We start from the raw sequence: 21467 nt of genomic DNA, 5'->3' as shown, positions 1-21467 counted from the left end.
GTTCCATCAAACCGCGTCGAGCGGGAACACCGGCCGGCGCACGTTCTTGAATGGGAACAGCGCGTAGTTGGAACTGGTCACGCCGGTAGGGCTGTCGCATTCGACCAGCGCATGCGACAGCGGCACGAACACCGGGCGGCAGTACATGCGCGACTTGAGCAGCACGAAGCGGTGCGCCGTGGGGTCCACCCCCACGCACGAGAACACCCCCAGGTCCCAGGGCTCGTGCGTCTTCTCGGTCACCACGATGAGGGCGCTGCCGGTGTCGAACAGCACGGTGCGGCCCATGGCGCAGCGTTGCCCGGTGTAGATGGGCCCGGTCACGGTGTACTCGCCGTCGCTGATGGCGCGCACCGTGCCGCTGAGCGCCACGGGCTCCTTGGATACCCCCAGTTGCGTGAGCGGCACCTTGTTGCCCAGGCGCACGATGCACTGCGCGCCCACGCCGGCCGCCACGAGTTCGGCCACGGCCTCGGGGTCGCACAGCGGGCCCACGGCGATGTCGTCCAGGCCCTCGGCCAGGGCGGCCTGCAGCACGTCCATGGAATCGCAGGTGCCGCCGGACATGCAGTTGTCGCTGTGGTCCAGCAGCAGCACCGGGCGGCTGGCGCCCGCGGTGAGTGCCTGGGCGCGCTGTAGGGAGTCGGCCAGGGGCTCGCTGTCGTAGACGAACTCGGTGCGCTCGTGCCAGATGGTGGCCGCGATGCGGTCGGCCACGGCCTGGGCTGCTTCGGGTGCATCGGCAAGGCCGGTGACCACCACGCTCATGAACGGCGCCTCGATGTCGGCCAGCGAGAACCCCGCGAACACTGACACGGCCGGCACGCCGTCGGCCTCGGCAGCGCGGGCGGCGTCCACCGCGCGCAGCATGGCGCCCTGCAGCGTGGTGCTGCGCAGGGTGTGGCCCATCATGGGCAGCTGGTGCCAGCGCACGCTGTAGCGCGCCTGGCCCTGCAGCATGGCCAGCAGCAGGCGGCCCGCGTGCTCGCCGGTCTCGTACATGTCGATGTGCGGGTAGGTCTTGAAGCCGACCATCACATCCGCGTTGGCGACCATCTTGGGCGTGATGTTGCCGTGCAGGTCCAGCGCCACGCCGATGGGCACGCCGGGCGCCGCTGCGCGCACGCGCGCGAGCAGGTCGCCTTCGCCGTCGGGGCTGTTCTCGGCCACCATGGCGCCATGCAGGTCCAGCAGGATGGCGTCGCAGCCCGGCGCTGCCTCCACGATGCGGCGGGTCAGTTCTTCGTAGGCCGCGGCGTGCACCTTGCCGCTGGGGTTAGACATGGCCGACACCGGCGTGACCAGCGTGGCGCCCAGGCCCCGGGCCAGGTCGATGAAGGCCGCCATGGCCGTGCGCATGCCCAGGTTGTCGCGCAGGGCATCCTCGCCGTAGGTGGGTGCAAACGCCTCCAGGGGCGTGGGCACGGGCGAGAAGGTGTTGGTCTCGTGGTTCAGGCGGGCGATGAGGATCTTCATGCGGCGACCACCCGGGCGCTGCGCAGCATGGCCTGCAGCAAGACGTTGCACCCGGCCTCCAGGTGCTCGGGCTCCGCGTCCTCGATCTCGTTGTGGCTGATGCCGTCGGCGCAGGGCACGAAGACCATGGCCGTGGGCGCCAGGCGCGCCAGGTACACGGCGTCGTGCCCGGCACCGCTGACCACGTCCATGGCGCTGTAGCCCAGTGCCTGGGCATCGGCGCGCACGCCTTCGACCAGCGCGGGCGCAAACGGCTGCGGCGGGAAGTACACCACCTGCTCCACCGCGATGGGTGTGCGGTGGGCCGTGCCGATGCGCTCGCAGGCGGTGCGCAACTCCGCATCCATCTGCAGCAGCATGGCATCGTCGGCGGCGCGCAGGTCCACGGTCATGTGCACGCTGCCGGGGATCACGTTGCGCGAACTCGGGAACACCTCCAGCACGCCCACCGTGCCGCGCGCATGCGGTGCATGGGCCAGGGCGATGCGGTTCACCTCGGCCACCAGCGTGCTGGCGGCCAGCAGGGCATCGCGGCGCAGCGCCATGGGCGTGGGGCCGGCATGGGCCTCCATGCCCTGCACGCTCACGTCGTACCAGCGCTGGCCCAGGGCACCCTGCACCACGCCGATCACGCAGCCGTTGGCCTCCAGCACCGGGCCCTGCTCGATGTGCGCCTCGAAATACGCGCCCACGGGCGGCGTGGGCTCGTGCTCGCCGTCATAGCCGATGGCGGCCAGCGCCTCGGCCACGCTGGTGCCCTGCGCGTCGCGCTGGGCCAGCGCGTGCTCCAGCGTGAAGGCGCCGGCGAACACGCCCGAGCCCATCATCACCGGCACGAAGCGCGAGCCCTCTTCATTGGTCCACACCGCCACCTCGATCGGGGCTTCGGTCACGATGCCCAGGTCGTTCAGCGTGCGCACCACCTCGATGCCGGCAAGCACACCGTAGTTGCCGTCGAACTTGCCGCCCGTGGGCTGGGTATCGATGTGGCTGCCGGTCATCACCGGGGGCAGGGCGTCGTTGCGCCCCGCGCGGCGCGCGAAGATGTTGCCGATGGCGTCGGTTCGCACGCTGCAGCCGGCATCGCGCGCCCAGCGCACGAAGAGGTCGCGGCCTTCGCCGTCCAGCGCGGTGAGGGCCAGGCGGCACACGCCGCCCTTGGGCGTGGCGCCTATCTGCGCCAGGTCCATCAGCGATTGCCACAGGCGCGCGCCGTTCACGCGCGGTTGCAGGGTAGGGGAGGGGGTCGTCGTCATGTCCACAGTCGAATTCCTGAAAAATCTATGCCAGGCCCACGCCCAGATAGCGGTCCTTGATGGCGTCGTCGGCGAGAAAGGCGGTGTTGTCCGCCTCGTGCACGATGGCGCCCTGTTCGATCACGTAGTGCCGGTCGGCCAGCTGGGTGCAGACCTCCAGGTTCTGCTCCACCAGCAAAATGGCCACACCGGCGGCCTTGATGGTCTTGAGCTGCGCCACGATCTCTTCCACGATCACCGGGGCCAGCCCTTCCACGGGCTCGTCCAGCATCAACAGGCGCGGCGCATTCATCAGCGCGCGGCCGATGGCCAGCATCTGCTGCTCGCCGCCCGAGAGCTGGCCGCCGCCATTGCCGCGCCGCTCCTTGAGGCGCGGAAAGATGCGGTAGATGTCCGGCAACTGCCAGGGCGAGCGCTTGCGCTGGCCCAGCAGCAGGTTCTCCTCCACCGTGAGCAGCTTGAAGATGCCGCGGTGCTCGGGCACCAGGCACACGCCGCGCTGGGCGATGGCGTGCGTGGCCAGGCCCTGCACCTCGTCACCCGCGAAGCGCACGCGGCCCTGGGTGGGCGGCACCACGCCGCAGATGCTCTTGAGCGTGGTGGTCTTGCCCGCGCCGTTGCGCCCGAGCAGGGTGACCAGCTCGCCGTCGCCCACGCGCAGGTCCACGCCCTGCAGCACATGGCTCTTGCCGTAGTGGGCGTGCAGCCCCTGGATGTCGAGGATCGTCATGCCGCCTTGCCCCCCGTGATCATGTTGCCCAGGTAGGCGCTGCGCACCCGGTCGTCGCTGCGGATGGCGTGCGGGTGCCCTTCGGCCAGCACGCGGCCCTGCTGCATCACCGTCACGGTGTCGGAGATGTCCATCACGATGTTCATGTTGTGCTCGATGAGTACCACGGTGTGCTCGTCCTTGAGGCCCTGGATCAGCCGCTTCATGTCGTCCAGGTCGTCGATGCCCATGCCCGAGGTGGGCTCGTCCAGGAAGATGGCCTTGGGCCGTGCCGCCAGCGCCATGCCCACCTCCAGCCGGCGCTGCTGGCCGTGCGAGAGGTTGCCCACCGGCGTGTCGGCATGGCGCTCCAGCCCCAGGCGCGCCAGCACGCTGGCCACCACCTCGGCCTGCGAGCGCGCGCCCTGCGGCGCATGCCAGCAGTTGAGCGCATGGCGCGGCGCCGTGCCCTGGGCGGCCAGGCGCAGGTTCTCGCGCACGGGCAGGGTGAGGAACAGGCTGGTCACCTGGAAGGAGCGCGCCATGCCGCGCTGCACGCGGCGGTGGTCGGGCTCGTGCGTCACGTCGTGCCCGTCGAACACGATGCGCCCGCCGCTCACGTTCTTGGTGCCCGTGAGCATGTGGAACAGCGTGGTCTTGCCGGCGCCGTTGGGGCCGATGACCGAATGGACCGTGTTGGCGCGCACCTTGAGGTCCACGCCCGCCAGTGCGGCGAACTTGTCGTAGCGTTTTTCCACGCCCACGGCTTCGAGCAGGATGGGGGAGGGGGTGGCGGTGCTCATGGGTGGCCTCCTTGCGTGCTGACGTCATCCTTGCCGCCACGGCCCTTGCCGCGCAGCAGGTTCCAGGCCGACTCGCCCAGTCCCCACAGGCCGCGCTGCATGCCGAGGCTCACCACCATCAGCACCACGCCCAGGATCAGCAGCCAGCGCGGCCACAGCGTGGACAGCCAGTCGCCGACCAGCAGGTAGAAGGCCGAGCCGAGCAGCGAGGCCAGCAGGTTGCCCGTGCCGCCGATGACGGTCATGACGAGGATCATTTCGCTGGTGTGGTACTCGGCGCTCGCCAGCGGGGCGATGCCCGTCATCATGGCGTGCAGCGCGCCGGCCAGGCCGGTCACCGCGCCCGAGATCACGAAGGCCTGCAGCTTGAGCAGCTTGAGGTTGTAGCCGATGGCGCCCGCGCGCTCCTCGTTGTCGCGCACCGCCAGCAGCGTGCGCCCGAAGACCGAGGCCGACACCTTCTGCAGCAGCCAGAAGGCCACCAGGAACACCGTGGCCACGAAGCCGTAGTACTGCCAGGGCGAGGCCAGCGGCCACAGCGTGAGGCCGCCCACGGCCAGCGAGGGGCGCGGGATGTCCATCAGCCCGTTGTCGCCGCCCGTGATGCCAGGCATGGAGTAGGCGAGAAAGTAGAACATCTGCGCGAAGGCCAGGGTCAGCATCACGAAGTAGGTGCCGCGCTGGCGGATGGCGACCCAGCCCACGATGGCCGCGCCCAGCGCGCCCATCACCACGGCGAGCGCCAGGGCCAGCGGCATGGGCAGGGGCCAGCGCGTGAGCGTGAGGGCGATGGTGTAGCTGCCCAGGCCGAAGAAGATGCCCTGCCCGAAGGACAGCAGCCCGGTGTGGCCCAGCAGCAGGTTGCAGCCCATGGCGGCCAGGCCATAGATCAGCACCTCGCTGGCGAGCGAGCCCGATTGCATGGTCAGCGGCATCGCCAGCACCACGGCCAGCGCCAGCAGCAGGTGGAAATTTTTGCGCAAGATTGTCATCATGGTGGTGTTCATCCTTTGCGGCCCAGCAGGCCATGCGGGCGCAACAGCAGCACGGCGGCCATGGCGATGTAGATCATCAGGCGCGCCCCCTCGGGCCACACGGTGCTCATCACGCTCTGCACGATGCCGATCAGCAGACCGCCGATCAGCGCTCCGGCAAAGCTGCCCATGCCCCCGACCACCACCACGATGAAGGCCACGCCCAGCGCCTCGATGCCCATGAAGGGCTCGGCCCCGCGCATGGGGGCGGCCAGCACGCCGGCAATCGCCGCAGTGGCCGCACCCAGCGCGAACACCAGGCTGAAGATGCGGAACACGTTGATGCCGAGCAGCGAGACCATCTCCGTCGACTCGCTGCCCGCGCGCACCGCGCTGCCCAGGCGCGTGCCTTCGAGCACGTACCACAGGCCCACGGCCAGCACGGCGGTGAAACCGATCACGAACAGCCGGTACTTGGGGTAGACGATGCCGCCCCACATGACCACGCCCTGCAGCAGGTCGGGCACCGGCACGCTGTCGCCGAGCGGGCCCCACTGCAGGATCACCAGTTCCTGGATCGCCAGGGCCAGGCCCACGGTGACGAGGATGTGGAACTCGTGCGGCTTGGAATACACGTGGCGCAGCACCAGCTTTTCGGTGAGCCAGCCCAGGGCGCCCACGACCAGTGGCACCACGGCCAGCGCCAGCCAGAAGCTCAGGCCCCAGCGCGTCATCTGGAAGCAGAAGTAGGCGCCCAGCAGGTAGAACGCCCCGTGCGCGAAGTTCACGAAGCGCAGCAGGCCGAACACGATGGACAGGCCGACCGCCAGCAGGAAGTACAGCATGCCGATGCCGATCCCGTTGATGGCCTGTAGCAGGTAGATGTTCATGGGCGAGAGATGGAAGGAAAAATCCCAAGGCGCGCGGCTGCGGGCCGTGGAGGAGGGCGATGCGGCAGAGCTTGCGAGCGTCACCGCGGGTTTGTCTTCAGCCGGATGGCCAGGCGGGAAGCCGCAGACAGTGCGTTAGCACGGCAAGGCTTCCCAGCGACGCCAGCCGGTTGAAGGCCAATACGTGTCAGGTGAGCTTGCAGCCGGTCTGGTCCAGGGGCAGGAAGGACTTGCCCGAGCTGACCACGTCCACGTAGTCGTCCTTGTTGGCCATCTTCGCCTTGGCCTTGCCCTTGAGCAGGTAGTAGTTCTTGAGCACCTGGTGGTCGCCCTTGCGGATCTCTTCGTCGCCCGTGAGGCCCTGGTACTTCATGCCTTCCATGGCGGCGATCACGGCCTTGGGCTCCACCGTGCCGGCCTTGATGATGCCGTCGATCATGAGCTTGGTGCAGATGTACGAGCCCGCCAGGCTGTAGTTGGGGTTGGACTTGAACTTGTCGTTGCTGCGCCTGACCAGGTCGAGGTTGAGCGGCGCGTTGGCCGTGTGCCAGTACTGCGCGCCGAAGTAGATGCCTTCGCACAGGTCGGCACCCAGCGACTCGAACTGCTCCAGCCCCGAGGCCCAGGCCACCAGGATGGTCATGTTCTTGTGCATGCCGAAGCTCACGGCCTGGCGCAGCGCGTCGGACGACTGCGAGCCGAAGTTGAGCAGCAGCAGCACGTCGGGCTTGGCGGCCATGGCGTTGGTCAGGTAGCCGCTGAACTCCTTTTCGGTCAGCGAGTGGTAGCTGTTGCCCACGTGCTCCAGGCCCTTTTCCTTGAAGATGTTCTTGGCGGCCGACAGCAGGCCGTCGCCGAACACGTACTGCGGCGTGATGGTGTACCAGCGCTTGGCCTTGGGCAGGGCCTCGGCCAGGGGGCGCACCGTCTGCTCGATGGCGCCGAAGGTGGGCACCGACCAGCGGAAGGTGGCGGCGTTGCAGTCCTTGCCCGTGATCTCGTCGGCGCCGGCGGTGGTGATGAAGATGCCGCCGGCCTTCTCGGCCTCCTTGCCCATGGCCAGCGATTCGGACGACAGGATGCCGCCCGCGAAAAAGCGCGTGCCCTGCTGCTGCGAGGACTCCTGCACCTTGCGCACGGCCGTGGCTGGCTTGCCTTCCGTGTCCAGCACCGTGTAGGCCAGGGGGCGCTTGAGGGCCGTGCCGTACTGCTCTATGGCCAGCTTCATGCCCAGGTCGGCGAACTTGCCGTTGGCCGCGAACGCGCCCGACATGGGCACCGGGCAGCCGAACTGGATGGCACCGCTGGACTGCGCCCAGGCGCTCTGGGCCAGGCCCAGCGATGCGGGCAGTGCGCCCAGGGCAGAGAGTTGCAAGAGGTGGCGACGGTGCATGGGGGGCTCCTGTGGAGGGGTTGAGGCCGGCTGGCCGATAGCGGGGCACGGCTTGTGCAAAGCACACTGCGTGCCACCGCCGCAGAGCGCCGTTGGCGCTCATTTCTGCTATTTATAGTGATAAATAGAATAAACACCGTGCGTGGAAACCCTGCATCCCTTCCGCTGCCCCCTTGCGGTGCATACACTGCACCATGGGCGGTACTTCGCCGCGCGGAGGCACCGCCGTGGCTGCCGGCCGACCAACGACAATTCCCTGAACATGGCAACCAAAACGTCCACACAGAAGCCGCTCAAAGCCCTCAAGCGCCCCGACCTGGTGGCGCAGGAGATCAAGCGCCTCATCACCGAGAAGAACCTGAGCCCGGGCGACCGCCTGCCGCGCGAGAGCGAGCTGCAGGCGCAGTTCGAGGTGAGCAAGGGCACCATCCGCGAGGCGCTCAAGTCGCTGGAGGTGCAGGGGCTGGTGACCATCTCCACCGGCCCCTCGGGCGGGGGCACCATCGCCGAGGTGCCGCTGGACCGCACCCTGCAGTTCATGCAGAACTACCTGTTCTTCCAGGAAGTGACCATCGACAACATCTACGCCGTGCGCCAGTTCCTGGAGCCCGAGCTGGCCGCCGGCGCCGTGCCGCACCTGACCGAGGCCGATTTCGAGGCGCTGGAGCACTCCATCGCCTGCTGCGACCCGGCGTCGAGCAGCGAGGACATGCTCAGCCAGCGGCGCGAGGACGTGAACTTCCACGACATCCTGGCCGCGGCCAACCCGAATCCGTTCCTGCGCTTCAATTGCGAGCTGATCAACGAGATGCTGCGCCAGCTCATCGTCTACGGCAACCGCACGCCCAAGGCCGAGCACCGGCGCTTTGGCGAAGTGAATGCCAATTTCCACCGCGAGATCGTGCGGGCCGCACGCGTGCGCGACGTGGAGACGGTGCGCACGCTGATGGCGCGCCACATGCAGGACGCGGCCAGCAGCGTCAAGCGCATGAAGGGGCGCATCCAGGGCCGGCTGATCCTCGATGCCGACACCCTGCGCAGTCCGCGCTCGGCCCATGTGCGGCCCAAGGCCACCAAGGGCGTGAAGTTGCCGAAGGCCGGGGAATAGGTGTCAGCGCGCGGGTTGCAGCACGATAAGCGCCATGCCCGCCAGCGCGACCAGCACGCCCGCCACGTCCCACGGCGTGGGCCGGATGCCGTCCACCACCCACAGCCACGCCAGGGCCACGCCGATGTAGACCCCGCCATAGGCCGCGTAAACGCGCCCCGCGCCTGCCGTGTCGTGCAAGGTGAGCAACCATGCGAACAGACCAAGGCTCAGTGCCGCGGGCAGCAGCAGCCACATGGGCTTGCCCTGCTTGAGCCACAGCCAGGGCAGGTAGCAGCCCACGATTTCAGCCAGGGCGGTGGCGATGAAAAGCAGCAGGGTCTTCATCATGTCCCGGGGCCGAGGAGGGGGATGGATGGGGGTGCGTTGGAGGTGGTGGCCAACCACTGGCGCAACGCCAGCTCACCCTTGGGCGTGAAATGCACCACGCGCGAGCCCTGTGCGCGGTGTGCCCAGCCGCCCTCGAAGAGCCGCTGCAGCAGCGCAGCCCCCAGCGCGCCGCCCAGGTGGTGGCGGCGTTCGCTCCAGTCCAGGCAAGGGCGGCACAGCATGCGCCGCTGCTGGGCCAGGGCGGGGGTGTCGATCCCGACCTGGGCAAACCATTGCGCGCCGGCGGGCGTTACCGCCGCACCCTGGGGCGTGGCCTGCAGCAGCCCCTGGCGCACCAGGGCTTCATAAAACTGCACGCCCACTTCGCCGGCCAGGTGGTCGTAGCACATGCGTGCGCGGCGCAAGGCAGGCTCGCGCGGGCTGGAGCGCAGGCGCACCGCGCCCGCGCGGAAGGCCACGTTCATCAGCGATTCCAGCAGGTGTGCCACATCGCGGTCGGCCAGCCGGAAGTAGCGGTGGCGGCCCTGGTGCTCGACGGTCAGCAGGCCTGCATCGAGCAGCTTGGCCAGGTGGGCACTGATGGTCTGCTTGGTGACGCCGGCAACTTCGGCCAGCTCGGTGGCCGTGAGCGCGCGGTCGGACATCAGCGCGGTGAGGACTTCGGCGCGACCGGCGTCGCCGATGAGCGCGGCAATGCGCGCAATGTGGGGACCATCTTTCATGGTTCGATGTTGAGCGAACCATCACGGGCCGTCAAGCGCCTATCGTGAGGCCCTCACAACGCACAGGGCCACGCACCATGATCACCTGCTTCATCCGTTACGACATCGACCCCTTCCAGCGCGAGCTGTTCGCCGAATACGCACGCCGCTGGGGCCAGATCATCCCGCGCTGCGGCGGCCACCTGATCGGCTACTTCCTGCCGCACGAGGGCAGCAACTACGAGGCCTGGGGGCTCATAGGTTTCGAGTCGCTGGCCGCCTACGAGGCCTACCGCGCCCGCTTGCGCACCGACCCGGAGGGCCGCGCCAACTTCGCCATGGCGCAGGAAAAGCGCTTCATCCTGCGCGAGGAGCGCACGTTCACGCAGGGCGTGGAAGGCACGCTGGGCCTGCCCGCACGCCCGCTGGAGACCCGCGCATGATGGCCGTCATCTTCGAGGTGCAGCCCGCTCCGGGCCAGCAGGACGCTTATCTGGGCGCTGCCGCTGCGTTGCGGCCTTTGCTGGAGCAGATCGACGGGTTTGTCTCCATCGAACGGTTCGAGAGCCTCAGTGCTCCCGGCAAGCTGCTGTCGCTTTCGTTCTGGCGTGACGAGGAGGCAGTTGCGCAATGGCGCCAGATGGAAGCCCACCGCGCCACGCAGAAAGCCGGTCGCGAGCGGATCTTCGACAACTACCGCCTGCGCGTTGCCGCCGTGGTGCGCGACTACGGCATGCATGACCGTGACCAGGCTCCCGCAGATTCGCGGTCAGTGCACGGCTGATGGGCGCGCGGACTAGGCGGCGTAGCCAGTGAGCAGTGCGTGCTCCCAGTCCGGGCGCCCGTGTTGCCGGGCCAGCGCCGCCATGGCCGCGTGGTCGTAGGGCACGCAGATGTGTTCGCAATGCCAGCCGCCTGCGCGCTGTTCGATGAAGGCATAGCGTGCGTCGGGTGTCCCGGTCTGCACCGCGTGGGGCACGGGGTGGTCATCGCTGTAGGCCTGCAGTCCCACGCTGCCGGGGTTGACCAGCAGGCTTGCACCCTGCCGCACTGCGCGGGGCACGTGGGTGTGGCCGCATGTGATGACCGGTGAATGCTCGCCGCCCAGCCGGTCGGATATCTCTGCTGGGGTGGCCAGGCGCAGTGTGCTGCCGTCCAATGTTTCCAGCAGATATTCGTGGTCGCTGCGCGGCGAGCCGTGGCACAGGTAAATGTCGTCGCTGAAGCGATGCCAGGCCTTGAGCGTGCGCAGCCAGGTGAACTCCGCCTCGGTGAGCTGTGCGTGCGCGTACTGGTCCGAAGGGCCGCCGCGCCCGGGGCGCAGTTCCAGAACCTGGCGCTCGTGGTTGCCCGCCAGTGATAGCCAGCCCGACGCCATCAGCCACTGCGCCGTCTCGCGCGGCAGCAGCGGGCCGAGAACCTGTTCAAGGTGTTTTCGGGAATCGCATTGAAGTGCAATCGGGATGAGTGGATGCCTCGGATGCGCTGCATGGGCTCGTGCCCATGCAAGCAGCCGGGGCATTCAATCGCCCGATTTCACTCCAACCCTTCGGGCAAGTGCCTTGCCGGGCGGTCTGCGGCGTTGCGGCGCTTGTTGATAGCCAAGCTATCAACTGCGCACTGCGCCTAGCATCCCATCCCGGCAAGGTACTTGTGCGACCCCGAAAACACCTTGAACAGGTTCTTGGAGGTTGTCGCCCAGGTTCACCACCTGGTCAGCGCCCCGGCGGCGGATGTCGGCGGCCACCGCTTCCAGTGCGGCGAGGTTGCCATGGATGTCGGAGACGAGGGCCATGCGCATGGGGTGGTGGCTTTCAGCAGGGGGACACAGCGCCGCTCAGGCTGCCCTGGCACAGGTGCAGGCTGATGCGTGCCCGGTTGAACAAGAGATCGCACAGCCACGCATACACCAGCGCGATGTAAGCCAGCTGGGCCCAGCCCACATAGCTGCCGAACACGATGGTCTGCAGCCAGTTCTGGCCCCAGAGGTAGACAGCGCTGCTCGCCAGCGTTGCCACGAGGAGCGTGGCGGTGGCCGGCACCAGCGATGCCCCAACTGCGCCGTGGGGCCGCCGCCATGCGGCCAGGCCCAGCAGGGCGAACGCCAGGGCGTTGGCACCGCTGAAGATGCGCAATTCGCGCAGCAGCTTCTCGGCCGTATCCATGTAGGCGCTGCGGATCAGCGCATCGAGCTGGGCCTGCATCTGCTGCGCGGTGCCGATCTGCAACTCCAGCCGCTGCTGCCGCCGTTTGCGGCATTCGCAGGCCGGGATCCCCATCTCGGCCGCAATGGCGGCGACCCGGGCGGGCAGGCCGGCCGACAGCGCCTTGCGCGCGGCGTCGATCTCCTGCTCCTTGCCGCGCAAGAAGACCCGTGCTTGCGCGTTCAGGAAGCGTTCGTCCAGGGCCTGGAGCTTCTCGCCCGTCTTGTGCTCGATGTGCTGGCGGATGAGCTCGCGTGCACCGCGTTCAATCCAGGTGGGTTGCAGCAGCGACACCAGAAGCAACCCGCCGAAGGCCGCGCCGCCCAGCAGGGCGAGCAGAAGGACGAAAGATCGAAACAAGGCGCAGGTCTCCGGTTTTCAGTTCAGTGCGGGCCCTGCGCCGGCACATCCACGGTCCTGGGCCAGCCGGCCCAGTGCGGGCGCAGTCAGCCGGTAGCTGAGCCGTTCGGCCACACGCTGGGCACCGAGGCTTTCGTAGAACAGGATTCCCCCGACGTTCGACGCCTTCACGGGCCAGTCGATGCGGCGGCAGCCGTGGTCCAAGGCATATCGGGCGAGCCCGGACATGAGCGCCCGGCCAGTCCCCTGGCTTCTCTCGGCCGAACTCACGTACAGCTCTTTGAGCTGGCAATGCCTGCGCTGCTCCTCTGCAAATTCGACCAGCGAATACACCAGCGAGAACGCCGCCAGGCCCACCACAACGCCGTCGCTGCGCGAAGCCACCAGCAAACGCTGGGCGGAGCCGGGCGCCAGGAGGTTCTGGCGGAGGTGCTCCATCACCACCTGCCGAGAGGGCGTGGCGCCCTCGTTGTAGAAGGCGTGCAGCTCACACAGCAGGTTGGCCAGCGAGGCATGCTGGTATTCGGCGACCAGGGCGACCTGAAGTGCGCGTTCTGCGGGGCTGGCGTTCTGCATGGGCTCTTTCGTCTTGGAGATTTCGGCGGGACAACGTGCGCTTTCTGACACGGCGCCGTGCGGCCTTTTGCCATGACACTGCCGCAAAGATGGGGGGCGGAGCGCGAGCCCCGCACGGAGGGCCGCCACCGGCCATCCCATCCGCGGCGTGTCAAGCGGCCACTGGACCAGAGCCGGCGCCCTCCCTCCAGCGGGCCGCAAGCCAAGGCCCCTCATCGGGATTTCCGTGGGTCATCGCAGTTGTGGCGGTGTGTGGTGTGCGCTGTCCGCCCCGACCTTCACGGCAATCACTTCCATGCACACGCGGTAGCGTTGGCTGATGCCATAGCGCACGGGCCGGAAGCCACATTCGGCCAGCAGCGCGTACAGCCGGTCGCGGTCAAAGTTGTGATAGTGCTCGATTTCACCCCAGTAGGGGTTCGCGTTGTTCGCATCCAGCGCCTTCCAGACCAAGGAGCCCAGGTTGGGCAGGGAGATCAGCAGCACCCCCCCGGGTTGCAGCAGCCGGTGGGCGGCATGCAGGCCCACCTTGGGAAACGGCATGTGCTCCAGCACATCCGCCATGCTGACCACACTGGCCGGCCGCGGCAGCTCGAACCCTGTGACGTCCTGGCAATGGGCCGCCACCCCCCATCTGCGCAGCTCTTCCACCGATTGCGGACGCAGGTCCAGGCCCACGGGATCGAAGCCGTACTCCTGCGCGGTGAACAGAAGCGATGCATTCCCAAACCCCACGTCCAGCCACGTGCCTCCCGTCTGGTAGGACAGCACCTTCTCGATCATCTGCGCAGACACATAGCGCTGCCGTTCCAGGTCATAGCCCACCACCTGGGATTCGTTGGTGCCACGGAAAACGACATTCAGCGCCGCTTCGGAGTAGTAGCCGCTGCGAAAAACATGCTGGCACGCCGTGCATTGGCTCCAATCCATGGTGCGGGAGAGTTCTTGGCTGTAGCGAGGGTGGTGGGAACAGTCCGCGCTGCGCAGCGGCCGAAAGGCCTTGCTCTCGCACAACGGGCACGCCTGGTAGTCGATCAACTCGCCGGCCATGGTGGCGGGGGTGCTGGCGGCGGGCCGGTAGGTCACCGGCGCGGCTGGGAAGGAGTATTTGATCATGCCTTCATTCTAGAAGGCACCCGCCGTCTTCCCGGGGGCATCAAGACCGCCGCCGCCGCGGCGCTAGCGAGGGCCATGGGGCTCGCCCGCGGCCCGTCTTGCGGATGCGCACAGCTTTCGAAGGGCAGCATGGGCCGCCCGGGACGGGGGCTGCGCCACGCGGTGGCTACAGCGCGAAGATCTTTCCCGGATTCAGGATGTTCTTCGGGTCCAGCGCCCGCTTGATGGCGCGCATCATGTCCACCGCGCCAGCCCCGGTTTCATCGAGCAGGAAGCCCATCTTGTGCAGGCCCACGCCGTGCTCGCCCGTGCAGGTGCCGCCCATGCTCAGCGCGCGGGCCACCAGCTTGTGGTTCAGGTCTTCCGCGGTCACGCGTTCTTCGGGGATGTTGGGGTCGAGCAGGTAGCCAAAGTGGAAGTTGCCGTCGCCCACATGGCCCACCAGGAAGTAAGGGATGCCGCTGTCCTCGGCTTCCTGCACCGAGTCGAGCAGGCAGTCGGCCAGGCGGCTGATGGGCACGCAGGTGTCGGTGCTGATGGCGCGGCAGCCGGGGCGGCTTTGCACGGCGGCGAAGTAGGCGTTGTGCCGCGCGGTCCACAGGCGCGTGCGTTCCTCGGGCGTGCTGGCCCATTCAAAGGCATTGCCGCCAAACTCGCTGGCGATGTCCTGCACCGTCTCGGCCTGCTCCTTCACGCTCGATGGCGAACCGTGGAACTCCATCAGCAGCATGGGTTCTTCGCGCAGGGTGAGCTTGCTGTGCGCGTTGACCATGCGCACCGTGTGGTGGTCGATGAGTTCCACGCGCGCGATCGGCACGCCGAGCTGGATGGTCTGGATCACGGTGTGCACGGCGGCCTCGATGCTCGGGAACGAGCAGATCGCGGCGCTCACGGCCTCGGGCAGCGGGTACAGGCGCACGGTGATCTCGGTCATGATGCCCAGCGTGCCCTCGCTGCCCACCATCAGGCGCGTGAGGTCGTAGCCCGCGCTGCTCTTCTTGGCGCGCGTGCCGGTGTGGATGACTTCGCCGCTGGCCGTGACCACCTGCAGCGCCAGCACGTTCTCGCGCATGGTGCCGTAGCGCACGGCGTTGGTGCCGCTGGCGCGCGTGGCGCTCATGCCGCCAATGCTGGCATCGGCGCCGGGGTCGATGGGGAAGAACAGGCCCGTGTCCTTGATCGCATCGTTGAGCTGCTTGCGCGTGATGCCGGGCTGCACGGTCACGGTGAGGTCTTCGGCATTGATGCTCAACACCTGGTTCATGCGGCTCACGTCAATGCTGATGCCGCCCTGCACGGCCAGCAGGTGGCCTTCGAGCGAGGAGCCGGCGCCGTAGGGAATCACCGGCACCTCGTACTGGCTGGCCAGCTTCACGGCGTCGGCCACGTCCTGCGTGCTCTCGGCGAACACGACAGCGGAAGGTGGCGGCGCCTGGAAGGAACCTTCGTCCCGGCCATGCTGCTCGCGCACGGCCTGGGCCAGCGAACACCGCGCACCAAAGCGGGTCTGCAGCGCTTCGATGAGGGCCTGGGGCACTTCGCGCAGGTTGATTTCGGGGAGAAGGTGGGCGGCAGCGGTGGGGGCGTTCATGGGTTGTCTCCAGGGTGATCGAAAAGAATACCACCGGCTTTTGCGGGGCGCCATGGCAGTGGTCAGGCAGGTGCAAGCTGGCCCGGACCCCGCGGGTGCACAAGGCGCGCGGGCACTGCGCGGCGTGGTGCGGGTATTCACGGGCTTGTTCGCGGGTGTTCGCTTAAATACATTACGTTTGAAATGTATATTGTGAAAGCGCCATGAACCACCGTGTTTCCCCCAAGGCGGGGGTGCGCCGCACGCATGCCGAGCGCAGCGCCGCCACCCGCCAGCACCTGATCGCCACGGCCATCGATGTGATCCAGAACCGCAGCCTGGAGGAGATGTCCATCCATGAGCTGGCCAAGTCGGCGGGCATGACGTCGGGGGCGGTGCAGCACCACTTCACGTCCAAGGCGGTGCTGATGATGAACGTGCTCAGCGAGCTGATCGAGTCCAGCGTGCTGTCGGGCGCACTCTGGCCCGACAGCACGCTGGCGCCCCGCGAGAGGGCGACCCTTTTCGTGCAGGCCGTCTGGGGCCTGGTCTATGCGCAGCCGCGCTTCATCGTGGCCTGGAACATCTATCTGGGCTGCCGCAACCAGCCGGAAGTGCTGGGCCACATTGCCGAGCTGCGCCAGAGCGTGCAGGCGCGCATGCGCGACGGGTTCTTCAAGGCATTTCCCGAACTGGCCCACGAGGCCGACCGCGATGGCCTGCTGGGCCTAGTGCTGTCCTCGCTGCGCGGGCTGGGGATGCTGCAGCTTTTTGCACCTGCGCGGCAGGACACGCCGGATGCTGCGCAACAAGCCCAGCTGGCCTGCTTGGCCGACCTGATCGCCACCCGATGTGAAGCCGCAGCCGCCAGTGCCGCGCCCGCCAAGGCGCGAGCGCCTCGCCGCTAGGCCCCGGGTGCCGCCGCACCGGCGCGCACCTGCGCACGTTTGCGGGTGCCCCGCCAGGCGCCCGTGCAACGCCATTCCACTGCCACCCCCCCAAAAAAACCAGGAGACAACACACCATGGCCCTTTCCTTCCCCCGCGCGCCCCGCATTCCGCTGCTGGGCGCCCTCGTGCTGCTGGCAGGCATCGCAGTGGCACAGCCAGGCGCGTACCCGGCCAAGCCCATCCAGCTCATTGCGCAGCAGCCGCCCGGCAGCGGCTCGGACGCGATGACCCGCGTGTGGGCCGATTGCGCCGCGCGTGAACTGGGCCAGGCGGTGGTGGTGCAGAACAAGCCGGGGGCCAACGGCGTGCTGGCAATCAACTACCTCAAGGGCCAGCCCGCCGACGGCTACAGCCTGCTGAGCATCGGCATGTCGCAGATGACGATCACGCCGTATGTGTACAAGCAGCCGCCGTACGACCCGCTGCGCGATTTCGATGGCGTGGCCGTGCTGGGCACGTCGCCGCTGGTGCTGGCCGTGCCTGCGGGGCAGGGCATCGCGAGCCTGGCCGATCTGCAAAAACTCGCGCGCGCCACGCCGGGTGGCGTCAACTTTGGGTCGCCGGGCAAGGGCAGCCCGGCGCACCTGCTGACTTCGGCGCTCATCGAGCGCCTTGGCGTGGCTGGCACCCATGTGCCCTTTGTGGGCGAAGGCGCGGGCCTCACCGCGCTGATGGGGCAGCAGATCCATGCGATGACCCTGGTCATCGGCACGGCCGCAGCCCAGGTCAAGGCGGGCAAGCTGGTGCCGCTGGCGCTGTTTGGCGCGCAGCGCTCGCCCCTGCTGCCGGAGGTGCCCACCATTGCCGAAGCGTTGCCCACCGCCGCCGACCTGGCGCGGCCCGCGTGGATTGCGGTGGTGGCCAAGGCGGGCACGCCGCCCGAACTGCTGAGCAAGCTCAACGCCGTCACCGAAAAGTGCCGGGGCGATGCGCAGTACAAATCGCGGCTGGAGGCCATGAACGTCACGCTCACTTCCTCGGTGCCGGGCGACGTGCGCGCCTGGGCCTCGCGCGATGCGGCCGTGTGGCGGCCCTTGATCGACAAGCTGGGCCTGGCCACGGAATGACAGTGGGCACAGCGGCACCCCAGGTCACGCTGCCCCACGGCGGCCAGCTGCGGGGTCTGTGGGACCACGGCGTGCGTGTGTTCCGTGGCGTGCCGTACGCCCAGGCACCACGTGGCGCGCTGCGCTTTGTGGCACCGGCGCCTGCGTTGCCGTGGTCCGGCCTGCGCGACGCCACCACCTTCGCGCCCATGGCGCCGCAGCTGGCCCGCACGGCAAAAGCCGATGCGCCCATGCTGGGTGGCCAGGACTGTCTGGCCGTCAATGTGTGGGCACCGCCCGCAGCGCCGGGTGCGGGCCTGCCGGTGTTGGTGTGGGTGCATGGTGGCGGCTTCTTTCGCGGCTCGGCGAGCGAGCCGCTGTACGACGGCGCTTCGTTCGCCCGGCAGGGGCTGGTTTTTGTGTCGCTGCAGTACCGGCTGGGCATGGACGGGTTCATGCACTTCGAGGGTGAGGACGACGGTGCACCCGCCAACCGGGGTTTGCTGGACCAGATCGCTGCGCTGCAGTGGGTGCAGGACCATGTCCAGGCCTGGGGTGGCGACCCGACGCAGGTCACGGTGTTTGGCCAGTCGGCGGGCGCGGGTGCGCTGGCGTGCCTGCTGGGCATGCCAGCGTCGCGCGGCTTGTTCCAGAGGGTCATCCTGCAAAGCCCGAGCGTGGCCTGCCAAACGTTGGACGAAGCCGCCGCCGTGCGCCGCGCAGTGGCTGCGTTGGTGGGCGTGGCGCCGAGCCGCACCACGCTGGCCTCGGCACCCATCGGTTCGGTGCTTCATGCCGTCCACAGGCTGGCAGCAGATCCATCGCTTCGGGTTCGGCATGGCATCGGGGGCCGCAACTTCTTTCCGCTGCGGCCCGTGGTGGATGGGCGGGTGCTGGCTGCGCCGCCGCTGCAGGCGATGCGCCAGCAATGGAGGGCCCGGCCACCGGACCTGCAGGTGCTGGTGGGCAGCAATGTGGACGAGATGCGCCTGTACCACGTGCCGGGCGGCGCCATCGACCGCGTGAGCGAGGCGCAGGTGCTGGCGTTTGCGCAGGATGTGGGTTTGCCCACGGAGGCGGTTCGCGCCTGCCGGGCGCTGTTGCCGGCTGCCCAGCAGACACCGGGCGAGCTGCTGTCAGCCTTGCAGTCCGATTTCTACTACCGCGTGCCCGCACAGCGCATCGCGGCGCTGGCCAGCGAATGGGCCCAAAGCGCCCACCGCTATGAGTTTGCCTGGGCATCCCCCCAGTGGCGGGGGCGGCTGGGCGCGGCGCACGCGGTGGAGCTGCCGTTTGTCTTTGGCAACCTTCACACTGCCCAGGGGCAAGAGTTCACGGGGGCCGCGCCGCCTGCCGCTCTGGCGCAGGCCATGCACCAAAGCTGGGCGAGTTTTGCGCGCCGGGGCGACCCCGGCTGGGCGCGCCATGAGGGCACCATGCCCTGGCTGCAGCATTTCAACAGCGCATCGCGCTGCGAAATCCATAGCGAACCCACCAGATTCAATCTGTGGCGAGGCATTCTTTGAGCAAGGAGGGCGAAGTCCGCTGAGCCCCCGTAGGGCGCCATAGGCTGGCGCGCCACACTGGTGCATCCATCTTGTATACCAGTTGGCACGGAACCTGCAATCAGCAGGCGGCAATGACCACCGCCACCGAGATCAGCAACCGCATCATCGAAGCCGTGATGGCGCAAAAGCTCGCCCCCGGCTCGCGCCTGGGCGAGCAGCAGCTGGCCATGCTGTTCGACTGCAGCCGCACCATCGTGCGCGAGGCGCTCACGCGGCTGTCCACGCGCGGCATCGTCACCGTGAGCGCGCGGCGTGGCTGGTATGTGATCGAACCCTCGGAAGACGAGGCGCGCGAGGCCTTCGAGGCGCGCCGCGTGATCGAACTGGGCCTGCTGCACCAGCTCAAGGCGGTGGACAAGGCGGCCGTGCGCCAGCTCAGGAGCCACCTGCAGCGCGAGAAGGCGGCGCTGGCGGGCAGCGACGTGGGCGCGCGCAGCTTCCTGCTGGGCGACTTCCATGTGTGCCTGGCCGAATGCCTGGGCAATTCACTGCTGGCCGACACGCTGCGCGACTTCACGGCGCGCACCACGCTGATCGCCATGCTCTACCAGTCGTCGCACGATGCCGCGCAGTCGTGCGCCGACCACGTGCGCATCGTCGAGGCGCTGGAGGCGGGCGACATCGCCCAAGCCGAAGCGCTCATGTCCGAGCACATCGGCTCGGTGCAATCCGCGCTGCGCCTGCAGGCCAGCACCGACCCGCTGGCCGGGCTGCGCGATGCGCTGGCCCCGGTGCGCAAGAGCACCGCCGCCGCAGCGGACACCACCGCGCAGCCCCGGCAACGCAAGCCCCGCGCTGCGCCCAAGAGTTCCACCCCGAAAGCGTCCGACAAGGACGCAGCACCCGCCGACGCATCCACCTACCTAGGAGCCCTGCTATGACCGCCTCCCGTGCCTTTGTTTCCTCGACCCGCCGCCTGACACTGGGCGTGCTCGCCGCCACGGGCCTGTCGGCCGCGCTGATGGCCCCTGCCGCCCACGCGCAGAACGCGCTGGACAACATCCTCAAGGCCAAGGAAATCAAGATCGCCATCCCCACCGACTATCCGCCCTACGGCTTTGTCGGCACGGATCTCAAGCCCCAGGGCCTGGATGTGGAAATGGCCAACTACATCGCCACCAAGCTGGGCGTGAAGGTCGAACTGATCCCCGTGACCAGCGCCAACCGCATCCCCTACCTGCAGACGCAGAAGGCCGACCTCGTCATCTCCACGCTGGGCAAGAACCCCGAGCGCGAGAAGGTGATCGACTTCACCGCCGCCTACGCCCCGTTCTTCCAGGCCGTGTTCGCGGGCAAGAGCCTGTCGATCAAGAGTTTTGCGGACCTGGCCGGCAAGTCGGTGGCCGTGACGCGCGGCGCCATGGAGGACCAGGAACTGGCCAAGGTCGCGCCCGCCGGCGTGGACGTGAAGCGTTTTGAAGACCACGCGGCCAGCATCTCGGCCTTCGTGTCGGGCCAGACGCAGGCCATCGCCACCAGCGCGTCCACGGCCGGCACCATCATGATGAAGAACCCCAGCCTGCAGACCGAGTACAAGCTGCTGCTCAAGGACAGCCCCAACTTCATCGGCGTGGCCAAGGGCGAGGACAAGCTGCGCCTGCGCGTGAACGAGATCATCGCCGAGGCGAAGAAGTCGGGCGACATCGACAAGCTCTCCAGCAAGTGGCTGGGCCGTCCCGCCGGCGAACTGCCCCTGTGAACGCTCACCACTGACCATTTGCTGAACAGGCCTGGGGCGTGACAAGCGCCGCAGGGCAACCGCATGCTGATCGCGCTGGATTTCTCTGCCGTGCTGTCCTCCTGGCCGCTGCTGGTGCGCGGTGTGGTCTGGACCATCGGGCTCACGGTGGTGGGCACCGTGCTGGGCCTGTTGCTGGGCACGGCCTGTGCCTGGGCGCGCGCCCGCAACCTGGGGCCGCGTGCGCTGCCGCTGCGCTGGGCCGTGGCCGCCTATGTGGAGCTGGTGCGCAACACGCCCTTCATCGTGCAGCTGTTCTTCCTGTTCTTCGGCCTGCCGGCGCTCGGGCTCAAGCTCTCGCCCGAGGTGGCCTCCGTGCTGGCCATGGTGATCAACCTGGGCGCGTATTCGGCCGAGATCATCCGCGCCGGCATCGAGGCCACGCCGCGCGGGCAGATCGAAGCCGCGCAGAGCCTGGCCCTGACGCCCGGCCAGACCTTCCGCCGTGTGGTGCTGCCGCCGGCGCTGCTCAAGGTGTGGCCGGCCATGGTGAGCCAGATCATCATCGTGATGTTGGGCTCGGCCGTGTGCGGGCAGATCTCCACGCCGGAACTGAGCTACGCGGCCAACCTGATCTCCAGCAACACCTTCCGCGCGTTCGAGGCGTTCATCCTGGCGACGGCCGTGTACCTGGCGCTGTCGATGCTGACCCGCCGCCTGCTCATCTGGGTGGGTGCCCGATTCTTGGTGGGGAGATAA

Annotated in this window: 24 protein-coding genes; 9 read left to right on the top strand and 15 right to left on the bottom strand. The window is 68.2% G+C overall.

Annotated features, from left to right (window positions below):
• Window positions 1-6 precede the first annotated feature (6 nt).
• From AC07PV_RS10300 to AC07PV_RS10270, 7 genes are all read right to left on the bottom strand, one after another.
• Entirely contained in the window at window positions 7-1476 is a 1470-nt protein-coding gene (locus AC07PV_RS10300) for a M81 family metallopeptidase (protein ID WP_494630157.1), read from the bottom strand.
• Window positions 1473-2732, bottom strand: coding sequence for a Zn-dependent hydrolase (locus AC07PV_RS10295; RefSeq protein ID WP_494630156.1), 1260 nt, complete (start codon window positions 2730-2732; stop codon window positions 1473-1475). Before AC07PV_RS10295 ends, AC07PV_RS10300 begins: the two co-directional genes overlap by 4 nt.
• Before the next feature lie 25 nt (window positions 2733-2757).
• Window positions 2758-3462: an ABC transporter ATP-binding protein gene (locus AC07PV_RS10290; RefSeq protein WP_218296463.1), complete on the bottom strand. Its 705-nt coding sequence runs from the start codon at window positions 3460-3462 to the stop codon at window positions 2758-2760.
• Complete coding sequence (locus tag AC07PV_RS10285; protein ID WP_218296464.1) at window positions 3459-4244, bottom strand: ABC transporter ATP-binding protein; 786 nt, start codon at window positions 4242-4244, stop codon at window positions 3459-3461. Before AC07PV_RS10285 ends, AC07PV_RS10290 begins: the two co-directional genes overlap by 4 nt.
• On the bottom strand, window positions 4241-5236 hold the full coding sequence (locus AC07PV_RS10280) for a branched-chain amino acid ABC transporter permease (protein WP_494630245.1): 996 nt from the start codon (window positions 5234-5236) through the stop codon (window positions 4241-4243). The genes AC07PV_RS10285 and AC07PV_RS10280 overlap by 4 nt, the downstream gene beginning before the upstream one ends.
• Before the next feature lie 11 nt (window positions 5237-5247).
• Window positions 5248-6108 carry a branched-chain amino acid ABC transporter permease gene (locus AC07PV_RS10275; protein WP_218296466.1) on the bottom strand — a complete coding sequence of 287 codons (861 nt, stop codon included), beginning with the start codon at window positions 6106-6108 and terminating at the stop codon, window positions 5248-5250.
• A 187-nt stretch (window positions 6109-6295) separates the two neighbouring features.
• The gene (locus AC07PV_RS10270; RefSeq protein ID WP_494630155.1) at window positions 6296-7501 is read right to left on the bottom strand and encodes an ABC transporter substrate-binding protein; all 1206 of its coding nucleotides are present in this window, start codon (window positions 7499-7501) and stop codon (window positions 6296-6298) included.
• Window positions 7502-7763: 262 nt separating this feature from the next.
• On the opposite strand from AC07PV_RS10270, the gene AC07PV_RS10265 reads away from it, so the two are divergent.
• Window positions 7764-8609, top strand: a complete 846-nt coding sequence (locus AC07PV_RS10265) for a FadR/GntR family transcriptional regulator (RefSeq protein WP_218296468.1) — start codon at window positions 7764-7766, stop codon at window positions 8607-8609.
• A gap of 3 nt (window positions 8610-8612) precedes the next feature.
• On the opposite strand, the gene AC07PV_RS10260 is transcribed toward AC07PV_RS10265, so the two are convergent.
• Together AC07PV_RS10260 and AC07PV_RS10255 are read right to left on the bottom strand one after the other, a co-directional pair.
• Window positions 8613-8936, bottom strand: coding sequence for a YnfA family protein (locus tag AC07PV_RS10260; RefSeq protein WP_218296719.1), 324 nt, complete (start codon window positions 8934-8936; stop codon window positions 8613-8615).
• Window positions 8936-9661: an ArsR/SmtB family transcription factor gene (locus AC07PV_RS10255; RefSeq protein WP_494630154.1), complete on the bottom strand. Its 726-nt coding sequence runs from the start codon at window positions 9659-9661 to the stop codon at window positions 8936-8938. Before AC07PV_RS10255 ends, AC07PV_RS10260 begins: the two co-directional genes overlap by 1 nt.
• 77 nt (window positions 9662-9738) lie before the next feature.
• Between AC07PV_RS10255 and AC07PV_RS10250 the strand changes: the two genes are divergently transcribed.
• Both AC07PV_RS10250 and AC07PV_RS10245 read left to right on the top strand, forming a co-directional pair.
• Window positions 9739-10083: an NIPSNAP family protein gene (locus AC07PV_RS10250; RefSeq protein ID WP_218339246.1), complete on the top strand. Its 345-nt coding sequence runs from the start codon at window positions 9739-9741 to the stop codon at window positions 10081-10083.
• Window positions 10080-10424, top strand: a complete 345-nt coding sequence (locus tag AC07PV_RS10245) for an antibiotic biosynthesis monooxygenase family protein (protein WP_218339245.1) — start codon at window positions 10080-10082, stop codon at window positions 10422-10424. Before AC07PV_RS10250 ends, AC07PV_RS10245 begins: the two co-directional genes overlap by 4 nt.
• A gap of 12 nt (window positions 10425-10436) precedes the next feature.
• Here the strand turns inward: AC07PV_RS10245 and AC07PV_RS10240 are convergent, their stop codons facing one another.
• From AC07PV_RS10240 to AC07PV_RS10215, 6 genes are all read right to left on the bottom strand, one after another.
• Window positions 10437-11018, bottom strand: a complete 582-nt coding sequence (locus AC07PV_RS10240) for a metallophosphoesterase family protein (RefSeq protein ID WP_255590939.1) — start codon at window positions 11016-11018, stop codon at window positions 10437-10439.
• A gap of 231 nt (window positions 11019-11249) precedes the next feature.
• A complete protein-coding gene (locus AC07PV_RS10235; RefSeq protein WP_370627744.1) occupies window positions 11250-11441 on the bottom strand; it encodes a metallophosphoesterase family protein in 192 nt (63 codons plus the stop codon).
• 13 nt (window positions 11442-11454) lie between these two features.
• Window positions 11455-12204 (bottom strand): hypothetical protein, encoded by a 750-nt coding sequence (locus AC07PV_RS10230; protein ID WP_218339244.1) that lies wholly within the window; start codon window positions 12202-12204, stop codon window positions 11455-11457.
• 18 nt (window positions 12205-12222) lie between these two features.
• Window positions 12223-12780, bottom strand: coding sequence for a GNAT family N-acetyltransferase (locus tag AC07PV_RS10225; protein WP_218339243.1), 558 nt, complete (start codon window positions 12778-12780; stop codon window positions 12223-12225).
• A gap of 231 nt (window positions 12781-13011) precedes the next feature.
• Window positions 13012-13896, bottom strand: coding sequence for a class I SAM-dependent methyltransferase (locus AC07PV_RS10220; protein WP_494630152.1), 885 nt, complete (start codon window positions 13894-13896; stop codon window positions 13012-13014).
• Window positions 13897-14062: 166 nt separating this feature from the next.
• A complete protein-coding gene (locus AC07PV_RS10215; protein WP_218339242.1) occupies window positions 14063-15487 on the bottom strand; it encodes an FAD-binding oxidoreductase in 1425 nt (474 codons plus the stop codon).
• Window positions 15488-15690: 203 nt separating this feature from the next.
• Between AC07PV_RS10215 and AC07PV_RS10210 the strand changes: the two genes are divergently transcribed.
• The 6 genes from AC07PV_RS10210 to AC07PV_RS10185 all read left to right on the top strand — a co-directional run bounded on the left by AC07PV_RS10210 (window position 15691) and on the right by AC07PV_RS10185 (window position 21467).
• Window positions 15691-16374: a TetR/AcrR family transcriptional regulator gene (locus AC07PV_RS10210; protein WP_218296475.1), complete on the top strand. Its 684-nt coding sequence runs from the start codon at window positions 15691-15693 to the stop codon at window positions 16372-16374.
• 116 nt (window positions 16375-16490) lie between these two features.
• Window positions 16491-17483, top strand: a complete 993-nt coding sequence (locus AC07PV_RS10205) for a Bug family tripartite tricarboxylate transporter substrate binding protein (RefSeq protein ID WP_494630151.1) — start codon at window positions 16491-16493, stop codon at window positions 17481-17483.
• Entirely contained in the window at window positions 17480-18988 is a 1509-nt protein-coding gene (locus tag AC07PV_RS10200; protein ID WP_494630150.1) for a carboxylesterase/lipase family protein, read from the top strand. The genes AC07PV_RS10205 and AC07PV_RS10200 overlap by 4 nt, the downstream gene beginning before the upstream one ends.
• 113 nt (window positions 18989-19101) lie before the next feature.
• Window positions 19102-19911, top strand: coding sequence for a GntR family transcriptional regulator (locus AC07PV_RS10195; RefSeq protein WP_494630149.1), 810 nt, complete (start codon window positions 19102-19104; stop codon window positions 19909-19911).
• Complete coding sequence (locus tag AC07PV_RS10190) at window positions 19908-20729, top strand: transporter substrate-binding domain-containing protein (protein WP_218339238.1); 822 nt, start codon at window positions 19908-19910, stop codon at window positions 20727-20729. Before AC07PV_RS10195 ends, AC07PV_RS10190 begins: the two co-directional genes overlap by 4 nt.
• Window positions 20730-20792: 63 nt before the next feature.
• Complete coding sequence (locus AC07PV_RS10185; RefSeq protein WP_218296480.1) at window positions 20793-21467, top strand: amino acid ABC transporter permease; 675 nt, start codon at window positions 20793-20795, stop codon at window positions 21465-21467.

The sequence above is a fragment of the Acidovorax sp. GW821-FHT09A11 genome (assembly GCF_059418365.1).
This window is presented reverse-complemented; position numbering and strand designations above follow the sequence as displayed.

Bases quoted from the DNA above. Each gene is read 5' to 3' on its own strand.
- AC07PV_RS10300 (WP_494630157.1), bottom strand. From the start codon at position 1,476: ATGAAGATCCTCATCGCCCGCCTGAACCACGAGACCAACACCTTCTCG.
- AC07PV_RS10295 (WP_494630156.1), bottom strand. From the start codon at position 2,732: ATGACGACGACCCCCTCCCCTACCCTGCAACCGCGCGTGAACGGCGCG.
- AC07PV_RS10290 (WP_218296463.1), bottom strand. From the start codon at position 3,462: ATGACGATCCTCGACATCCAGGGGCTGCACGCCCACTACGGCAAGAGC.
- AC07PV_RS10285 (WP_218296464.1), bottom strand. From the start codon at position 4,244: ATGAGCACCGCCACCCCCTCCCCCATCCTGCTCGAAGCCGTGGGCGTG.
- AC07PV_RS10280 (WP_494630245.1), bottom strand. From the start codon at position 5,236: ATGACAATCTTGCGCAAAAATTTCCACCTGCTGCTGGCGCTGGCCGTG.
- AC07PV_RS10275 (WP_218296466.1), bottom strand. From the start codon at position 6,108: ATGAACATCTACCTGCTACAGGCCATCAACGGGATCGGCATCGGCATG.
- AC07PV_RS10270 (WP_494630155.1), bottom strand. From the start codon at position 7,501: ATGCACCGTCGCCACCTCTTGCAACTCTCTGCCCTGGGCGCACTGCCC.
- AC07PV_RS10265 (WP_218296468.1), top strand. From the start codon at position 7,764: ATGGCAACCAAAACGTCCACACAGAAGCCGCTCAAAGCCCTCAAGCGC.
- AC07PV_RS10260 (WP_218296719.1), bottom strand. From the start codon at position 8,936: ATGAAGACCCTGCTGCTTTTCATCGCCACCGCCCTGGCTGAAATCGTG.
- AC07PV_RS10255 (WP_494630154.1), bottom strand. From the start codon at position 9,661: ATGAAAGATGGTCCCCACATTGCGCGCATTGCCGCGCTCATCGGCGAC.
- AC07PV_RS10250 (WP_218339246.1), top strand. From the start codon at position 9,739: ATGATCACCTGCTTCATCCGTTACGACATCGACCCCTTCCAGCGCGAG.
- AC07PV_RS10245 (WP_218339245.1), top strand. From the start codon at position 10,080: ATGATGGCCGTCATCTTCGAGGTGCAGCCCGCTCCGGGCCAGCAGGAC.
- AC07PV_RS10240 (WP_255590939.1), bottom strand. From the start codon at position 11,018: ATGGCGTCGGGCTGGCTATCACTGGCGGGCAACCACGAGCGCCAGGTT.
- AC07PV_RS10235 (WP_370627744.1), bottom strand. From the start codon at position 11,441: ATGCGCATGGCCCTCGTCTCCGACATCCATGGCAACCTCGCCGCACTG.
- AC07PV_RS10225 (WP_218339243.1), bottom strand. From the start codon at position 12,780: ATGCAGAACGCCAGCCCCGCAGAACGCGCACTTCAGGTCGCCCTGGTC.
- AC07PV_RS10220 (WP_494630152.1), bottom strand. From the start codon at position 13,896: ATGATCAAATACTCCTTCCCAGCCGCGCCGGTGACCTACCGGCCCGCC.
- AC07PV_RS10215 (WP_218339242.1), bottom strand. From the start codon at position 15,487: ATGAACGCCCCCACCGCTGCCGCCCACCTTCTCCCCGAAATCAACCTG.
- AC07PV_RS10210 (WP_218296475.1), top strand. From the start codon at position 15,691: ATGAACCACCGTGTTTCCCCCAAGGCGGGGGTGCGCCGCACGCATGCC.
- AC07PV_RS10205 (WP_494630151.1), top strand. From the start codon at position 16,491: ATGGCCCTTTCCTTCCCCCGCGCGCCCCGCATTCCGCTGCTGGGCGCC.
- AC07PV_RS10200 (WP_494630150.1), top strand. From the start codon at position 17,480: ATGACAGTGGGCACAGCGGCACCCCAGGTCACGCTGCCCCACGGCGGC.
- AC07PV_RS10195 (WP_494630149.1), top strand. From the start codon at position 19,102: ATGACCACCGCCACCGAGATCAGCAACCGCATCATCGAAGCCGTGATG.
- AC07PV_RS10190 (WP_218339238.1), top strand. From the start codon at position 19,908: ATGACCGCCTCCCGTGCCTTTGTTTCCTCGACCCGCCGCCTGACACTG.
- AC07PV_RS10185 (WP_218296480.1), top strand. From the start codon at position 20,793: ATGCTGATCGCGCTGGATTTCTCTGCCGTGCTGTCCTCCTGGCCGCTG.